The organism is Kordia jejudonensis (assembly GCF_001005315.1).
Classification (GTDB): Bacteria; Bacteroidota; Bacteroidia; order Flavobacteriales; family Flavobacteriaceae; genus Kordia; species Kordia jejudonensis.
The window spans coordinates 1-7,272 of sequence record NZ_LBMG01000085.1; the positions used below are offsets into that span (position 1 = coordinate 1).

At 33.8% G+C, this 7,272-nt stretch carries 4 protein-coding genes; all 4 read left to right on the plus strand.

Features of this window, described 5'->3' with window-relative positions; all coding sequences use genetic code 11:
• Nucleotides 1-203: 203 nt before the first annotated feature.
• Genes AA089_RS22290 through AA089_RS22305 form a run of 4 tightly spaced genes read left to right on the plus strand, consistent with a single transcriptional unit; the run spans nt 204 to nt 7,053 of the window.
• Nucleotides 204-3,011, plus strand: coding sequence for a glycosyltransferase family 2 protein (locus AA089_RS22290; protein WP_046759237.1), 2,808 nt, complete (start codon nt 204-206; stop codon nt 3,009-3,011).
• A gap of 5 nt (nt 3,012-3,016) precedes the next feature.
• Complete coding sequence (locus AA089_RS22295) at nt 3,017-3,817, plus strand: M20/M25/M40 family metallo-hydrolase (RefSeq protein WP_046759238.1); 801 nt, start codon at nt 3,017-3,019, stop codon at nt 3,815-3,817.
• Nucleotides 3,818-3,820: 3 nt separating this feature from the next.
• Nucleotides 3,821-5,956 (plus strand): asparagine synthetase B family protein, encoded by a 2,136-nt coding sequence (locus tag AA089_RS22300; protein ID WP_046759239.1) that lies wholly within the window; start codon nt 3,821-3,823, stop codon nt 5,954-5,956.
• Nucleotides 5,953-7,053, plus strand: coding sequence for a putative phage abortive infection protein (locus tag AA089_RS22305; protein ID WP_046759240.1), 1,101 nt, complete (start codon nt 5,953-5,955; stop codon nt 7,051-7,053). Before AA089_RS22300 ends, AA089_RS22305 begins: the two co-directional genes overlap by 4 nt.
• Nucleotides 7,054-7,272: the final 219 nt, after the last annotated feature.

Genomic DNA, 7,272 nt, shown 5'->3' on the forward strand with positions numbered 1-7,272 from the left:
AGTTGTGCTTGTTATGTTGAGTTCTTTTAGTGTAAGTTGTGAGCTATAAGTTTTAAGTAATATAGACCAACTCGGAACTCCTTAAAGTTACCATTTATTCAAATTATTAAGAATTTACTTTACACGATTGAGGTTTTTAGTAATGTTTTATGAAATCAAATTAGTATAATTGAAAAAAATACATAAAAATTAACATTTCTTATATGAATATAATTGCTGTTGTTGTGACATACAATCGATGTCAATTACTCAAGCGTGCATTAGAATCAATTTACAAGCAGCAACAGCATCCTGCTACTGTTTTTGTAGTGTCTAACTCAGATATTCTTTATGAAAAAGAAGAGCAATCCTATTGTGAATTATATGGCTTTGAGTATTTAAAAAACTCTCGAACTCCCAATTATTCTGGAGCTTTAAATACGGCGATAGAAGCTATTTTAAAAACTCATACCATTACAAATGAATTATATGTAGCCTTTTTAGATGATGATGATGCTTGGCATTCGGATTATCTGGCAACTATCGCGAAAGCACATACAAAAGCGGCTATATATTTGACGAATATTAATAGAATTTCGTACAATGAAAGCAAAAAACTAACATTGCCCTCTACGCTTTCATATCATGATTTTTTAACAGGAAATCCAGGTGTAGGTGGATCTAATACGTTTGTCCAATTAAAAATGCTATTGCAAGCAGGTTGTTTTGATGAAGCGATGGTTGCCACGGTTGATCGTGATATTTTCGTTCGCTTGTTTCAATTGCAACCAAGTTATTGTATCATTCCAAAACATTTGGTAGATGTTTATGTAGATACTAATCGTGTAAGAGTTACAACTAATCGCGCAGTAAAGAAAACTAGTTACCAATACTTTTATTATAAGTACAAACCCTTTATGTCTGCCGAAGATGAAGGTTTGTTTTTTGAACGTGCAATAACTCATTTTTCACTTTTGCCAGCAGATATTAAAACGAAACCTACTGCTTTGTCAAAAGTAAAAACCAAAGCACTCACTTTTGAGGCCAAAGGAGACTATCAGTTTAGTATTGGTTTCATTGTAGGGGATATTATTATTGGAAACAGGATTTTAAAAACAATTTATACAAAGAATATTGCTGTTGATTTAATTTTAATCATAAATAATACTGTTTGCAACGAATCACATTTTGAATATTTAGATGAACTTCGTGCCAAGAATATTTCCTGTAAAATAATCTCTAAAAAAGAGTGGAAACCTAATTTACGAAATAGCGTATACGGTACGTATTTTTCTAAGTTTTCGGCTATAAATTCTATTCCTATCGGAAGAACATTGTTACAGTATCATTTATATCATGAAACTACTTCGCAACCAAATCCTGTATATTGGATTATAGATGACGATGTCGCTTTTACCAATACTTTTATAGGACCAGAAGACGCTAATTCGTTAGCTTTTTTTGAGGTCATAAATACATATAAAGATCAAGCAGATGCTTTAATAGGTAGTGTAAGCAAAGATCCACCGTTGCCAACATTTTCATGTATGCGCGGTCAGCTCGTAGATGTTTGGCACAGTATTCAGCAGCGGACTACGGATGAAGCAGATTTTAAAAATATACGTTCGCTATCGGATTATTATTATGATCTTTCCGATGCGCACTCGCATCATGTAGAAGCACCGATTTATTTTGAAACTAATTTAGAAGAAGATCTTCAAAAATGTTTTTCAGGAAAAGCAATTTCTAGGTTTGCTTTACAGAAAGGAATACACGGAACTATAAAATTAGCTACCAATAGAGGTCCAAATACATTGGTATTCAATAGGGAATTATTGCGATCCTATCCTGTAATTAACTTAGAAGTCGACGGTACGTTTGTACGTAGAGGCGATTTGTCGTGGGCGTTGATGAATCAGGCATTTTCTAACTACACATTTGTAGTGCACAGCATGTCTTTAGATCAAAATAGACCATTGGTATCATTTGATATTAAGAAAGAATTGAACAAATCGGCAAACGATATCATAGGATATGCTTTTAATAAAGCACTTTTAGTAACTATAACCAAAATAAAGAAAACTACACATATTCAACGCCCTATAGACATCATCAATGCGTTTGGTAAACAAATCTATAGCAACTTATTTTATAAAACGTTTGAGCAGTTTGTAGCACATAGAAGAGCACGATTTTTAATGAATTATTATCGAATATATGGACTTCTAACGCTCATGCAACAACAATATAAAAACGTCGTTGCACCTTATAAACTACAATTTGACGATGCAGTTTTAGCAGCATCATTTGAAGCAGTTATAGAGAAATCGTTAGACATAACCTCTGTAAAAAAATATTTGGAAAATTTAGGAGATGTATTATGGTCGTACACAAGTGCTATGACGAATAAAATTGAAAGTGAAACCTTAAACGTAACTTTTATAAAAGAACAATTAAAAATAGCAGACACTGTCACCATAGTAGGAAAGGGTTCGGAAGGAAAAGTATTTACAGATAAAACCTATATTTATAAAGTGTTCTTTGCCATAAGAGATTCGGAATGGACATTTTTGAAGCAACAAGCAGTTTACTTTAATAAAACTCTTTACCTAGAGCAATTGCATTTTTTCGAAATCGGAAATCGGAAGTACATTCGCTATCCATATCATGCATTTAAAAAGATAGAAAAGGTAACTAAAGATGAAATGATACAATTTTTATCTTTCTGCTATCAACATACTTTTGTGTTTACCAATATAAAACCTCAAAATTTCATCAGAACGCATACGGGACAATTGAAACTTATTGATTATGGAAAGTCATTTGAATCGTATACTGAAGAAAAATTTATAAACTCAGTCAAGCGCGCGTGCTTATTGATAAAGTGTCCCACAATAACTAGCAAAGCTTTCAAGGAGTTGACCAAAGCAATTAATACCAACAAAGAACTAAACGAAATTGTTGGATGGGAGCAACTCTGGAAATCCGTTCAGCAATCTAAAATCATTACAAATACATCACTAAACACATAATTACAATGCTTACACAACTAAAAACATTTATAAGTATAAAAACCATTGCAAACCATGATACTGAAAATATAAAAGGGATTCAATTTGTTACAGAGTTGTTACAATCTATTGGATTTTCAGTACGTTTAGAAGGTGATAGTCCAACAAATCAGCCTGTACTAGTAGCAAAATATACTAATGCTCACACGGCTAAAAAAGTAGTGCTGTACGGACATTATGATGTAGAAAAAATTAATACTTCCGAACAATGGGATACGCCACCATTTGAAGTAGTTACTAAAAATGATCGCTACTATTGTAGAGGTATTGCAGACAATAAGGGAATTTTACTCTGTAGGATTTTAGCTTTACAAGAAATGAAAAATTCAGGAGAGGAACTCCCTAATATCTTATGGATTATACAAGGAGAAGAAGAAGTAGCTGGACCGACACCTTTTACCGTAATTCCGCAATTGCTTGCAGATTATAATGCTACATTTCATGTAGAAGAAACAGGTGTATATAAAAAAGAAACGCCTTTACTTTTTCATTTGCCAAAAACAGATACTGTTCCTAAATATGTACACAGCTTAAATGAAGCTATATATGATGGAAAAGCAAAACCCGAAAACCGACAGCTAAATAAGTTTACCACTTGTCCTTTTGTAACAAATATTCCTGAAACGGCAGTTTATATCGGATTTGGTCCTAATGACGGACAGTGCAGAATACACAAAGACAATGAAAGCTTATCTATTACCAAATTAGAAGCGCATACAGTTGTTTTTCAGAAGTTTATGCGCTGGATACTGACAACAAACAACTAACATATGTGTGGCATTGTAATGACCTTTGGTTCCAAACATGAGCCATTCGTTTGCAAAGAAATTTTAAAAGCACAGCGACATCGTGGACAAGATGATCAAAAAGTGCTGTCATTTGCAGATTTTCATGTTGGTTTTAACAGATTGGCAATTGTAGACAGCTCAGCATTGGGAAATCAGCCTTTTACGACCGAACGCTATATAACAGTCTTTAATGGCGAAATTTATAATTACAAAATATTAAAAACTACATATAATATTAAGACTAAAGGCACATCGGATATTGAAATCATTGCTCCGTTATTTCAGCTACTAGGCGAAAGTATTATTGACGTGTTAGACGGTTTTTATGCAGGGATTATTATAGACAAACAAACCAAAGAATGCTTTTTTCTAAAAGATTATATTGGGAAAAAGCCATTATTCTACATAAATACGCCTAACTATGATTGTGTTGCAAGTGAACTAAAAGGAATTGAAGAAATCACTACGTTCAACATCATCCCAAAAGGCTTCTCAAAATATACAGATGGCACTATACAATTGATACGCGAACATCAAATTGACAACATAGCAACCACAAAACTAAAAGAAATACTTCATACAGCTGTTTTAAAAAGAATTCCTGAAAATACTATGGAGTTTGGTGTATTTCTAAGTGGCGGATTGGATAGTAGTATCATCGCGGCTATAGTAGCCAAACAACGCACGAAAGTAACTTATTACTGTTTGGGCGATGAAAATAGTGAAGACAATCGATACGTGAATATTCTGGCGAAAGCCTTAAATATACAAAAGGCAATTACGTACATACCATTGCCAAAAGTAGCAACACTAGAAGCTATGATTCCAAGCATAATATACCATACAGAAAGCTACAATCCGTCTATTATAAGCAATGGGCTTGCTACGTACTTATTATCACAACAAGCAGCAAAAGACGGTTTAAAAGTAGTGTTAACAGGCGAAGGTGCAGACGAATTATTCTGTGGATATACCATTACGAAAGATCCTCACTATTGGTTGGAAGCAAGAGAAACACTTATTAAAAACTTACACTATACCGAACTCCGTCGGCTAGATAGGGCAAGTATGGCGGCAACGATAGAAGCTCGTTGCCCGTTTTTAGATAGAAATGTGTTTGCAATAGCGCAACAATTGGGAATAAAAGAACTCATCCATACGACCAATGGATTGCAGGGAAAACAAGTGCTACGAAAATTATTTAAAAACGATTTACCAGCGAGCATCATTCAGCGAAAAAAAATGTCGTGTGATGTAGGTTCAGGAATTCGAAAAGTAGTTGTAGCGTTTTCTACAAAACAAGACACTACGGAACGTCTGTATTTGCAAAGTATCTGGAATCGTTTTTTTCCATCGCTTTCTTCAGAGCATACATATTTTTCAAGTTATCCAGTGTTTGATACTTTTATAGCTAAAAGAAAAGCCATGCACAAAGATGCTAATATATTACAGACTATAGAAACCTTGCTATTAGCAGACTATCAGCAAACGCCTTTTCATAATTTATTGATGAAAGTAGAACGCACAAAAACTAACAGCATATTGGGTGGAACGTGTTCGGACAAAACACTTCATTTCAAAGCTATTTTAGCGGCAAAAGGCATTCAAACACAATTGCATACGGCACATATTGGCGGTGTGGCGAGCCATCGATTGCTATCGGTATGCCTTTATGGAAAACGTTATTTTATAGATATAGGCTCGGGTTGGCCGTGTATCAAGTTGCTTCCAGCATTTGAATCGAGTTCGTTTAGCGCTTTCGGCATAGAATTTAAAACTAAGCTTACCAAACTTAATTTGATTATAGATATAAAAACGAGCACAGTATTTAAACCTTTAATGATTATTCCCTTACAGCCACAATCACAAACGGACATAGAAACTGCTATTGCCAACCGATTTCACCCGTCCAATACCTATCCATTTCAATATGAATTTCGTTTATCATTTGTAAAAGGGCATCAATTCTTTTTTATTAAAGGCAATCGGTTGCGTGTTTATGAAACGGATGTAAAATATACAGAACAACAAGTAAGTTCATCAGACATTACGCTATTGATTGCAGCAAACTTTCCACAGCTTTCTAAGTACTATCAACCAAATTTATTCAAGATATGATCTCCAAACATCAAAAAGAAGAAAAAGCATTGATCTCATTCGGTAGCGGATTGAGTTTATTTTTTATAGGGCTAGCCATTGTAGGTTTCTTAATTTTATTATTACCAGTACTTTCCAGTTGGTATAATTATAGTACGCTGGGAAGTATTGGCGATACCGTTGGAGGTTTACTAAATCCTATTGTCGGTATTGCGGCTGCATTGCTGACATTTATGGCTTTCTATGTACAATACTTGGCAAACCAACAAGTACAAAAACAGTTACGTATGCAACAATTTGAATCGCAGTTTTATGAAAAAGTACGTTTGCATAAAGAAAATATAAATGAGATTAGTATTCATGGGTATGAATTGATGCGTGAAACAATAAAAACCTATTCAGTTGACAATGCAAAAAATGATGATAATATTAAAGAAATAACGACTTCCGAATCGCAAGTAGCCCGTTTTACCCGTGGGCGTCAATTATTTGAGCGTATGCTGAAAGAACTCATTGCTTGTTATGAACTTTTGGAATTTCATGCTTGTGAAGAAGATAATTATACGTGTCAATATAATCAGGATATTTTAATGCAAGTAGCTTATAGAATTGTGTATTATGGTATCAACTCAGATAATAGTGACGTTTTTGAGGGAATTACTGATAAAATATATATAGATAAAGTAAAGCGTGATTTTAACGAAAAACGTAAAGAACACAAACAGAGTAGTGGTAAAATGAATGTATTTTATGGAAAACTAAAAGAAAAAGGAAATCTTGATAGTAAACGAACCATACGTTTGTATGTAAAGTATAAACCTTTTACGGGTCATGAATTTCACTTAGGACATTATTACAGGCATTTATATAGTACAGTTGCTTATGTAGTACAGCAAGAAAAAAATATACTATCCAGAGTACAGAAACAAGAATACTTAAAAACCTTACGTTCGCAACTTTCTGCAGCAGAGCAACTAATGTTGTATTATCATTTTAGGATGGATCATGCGCGTGAATGGGAACAATTTCTAAAAGGCGATTATAATATGATTGCTGATTTACCAGTTGAACGCTTGAAGTATATTGAAAAACCTTCGGAGTATTTTAAGAATTCATAGGTATCTGTTGTTATCTAGTTTGTATTAGTTTTTTGATTTAAAACATATCAATACAAGTTAGAAATGTCATAAACCTTTCCATCGTATTAGGGCTTTAACTTGTCTATTTCAGAGCGAAGTTGTGGAAAGTCTACCGGTTTAGAAAAATACTGATCGAAACCAATATTTTTAAAGCGTTTTTCATCGCCAGGCATGGCATACGCCGTTACAGCAAATACA

Excerpts from the sequence above, each read along its gene's own strand:
- AA089_RS22290 (WP_046759237.1), top strand. The coding sequence starts at position 204 with ATGAATATAATTGCTGTTGTTGTGACATACAATCGATGTCAATTACTC.
- AA089_RS22295 (WP_046759238.1), top strand. The coding sequence starts at position 3,017 with ATGCTTACACAACTAAAAACATTTATAAGTATAAAAACCATTGCAAAC.
- AA089_RS22300 (WP_046759239.1), top strand. The coding sequence starts at position 3,821 with ATGTGTGGCATTGTAATGACCTTTGGTTCCAAACATGAGCCATTCGTT.
- AA089_RS22305 (WP_046759240.1), top strand. The coding sequence starts at position 5,953 with ATGATCTCCAAACATCAAAAAGAAGAAAAAGCATTGATCTCATTCGGT.